This is a genomic window from Xanthomonas sp. MUS 060, from assembly GCF_000963215.1.
Lineage (GTDB): Bacteria > Pseudomonadota > Gammaproteobacteria > Xanthomonadales > Xanthomonadaceae > Xanthomonas_A.
This window is the reverse complement of sequence record NZ_JZIM01000114.1, coordinates 1-604: the sequence shown is the minus strand read 5'-3', so window position 1 is coordinate 604 and position 604 is coordinate 1. Positions and strand designations below refer to the sequence as shown.

At 61.6% G+C, this 604-nt stretch carries 1 protein-coding gene; it reads right to left on the bottom strand.

Annotated features, from left to right (window positions below; translation table 11 throughout):
- On the bottom strand, positions 1-604 hold a 604-nt coding region (locus XANALMUS060_RS17280), incomplete at both ends, for a peptidoglycan-binding domain-containing protein (protein ID WP_045739500.1).

The following is a 604-nucleotide window of genomic DNA, read 5'->3' as shown; positions in this document are numbered from 1 at the left end:
CGCAGGTCCAGCGTGAAGTGCTTATAGAAGACATCGAGATCGTACCCCTCGAATATATCGCCCTTGACCACGAAATCGTTTTTCCCTTCTGGACTCATTTTGTAGATCGCCATCTTGCCGACGACCTGATGCAGGCGTTCCTCGGATATCGAAATGCCCTTTTCTTCCATGGTGGTCTGCGTCTGCGCGTAGAGCGCGTGCAGCGGGGATGTGGGGCTGCTGTAGGGTTCCAGTGCCTTGGGTGCGTCTTGCTGCTGCGCAGTGCTTAGGTCGGATCGAGGCTGGGCCGGACGCTCGGCGACGGCATCGGTCGAATGGGAAGGCGCAGGCTTAGCTTGGTCTGCCAGATGGCGGTCGATGGCGAGGTGCTGTGTCTTCTGCCGCGTGGCGAACTGGGCATGCGTTTGCAGTGCTTCGAGCGTGCCTGGGTCGGCGATGCCGGTGGCCTCGCGGTCAGCCAAACGCTGGAAGTTCTCCACGGCCTGTTGGGTGCGTGGGCCGTAGTGCTTGTCGTCCTGGATGGCATTGCCATCGCGATCGGTGGCGCCGATGGCTTGCAAGTGTTGTTGCAACGCTTGCACGGCGGCGCCGCGGTCGCCGGGCT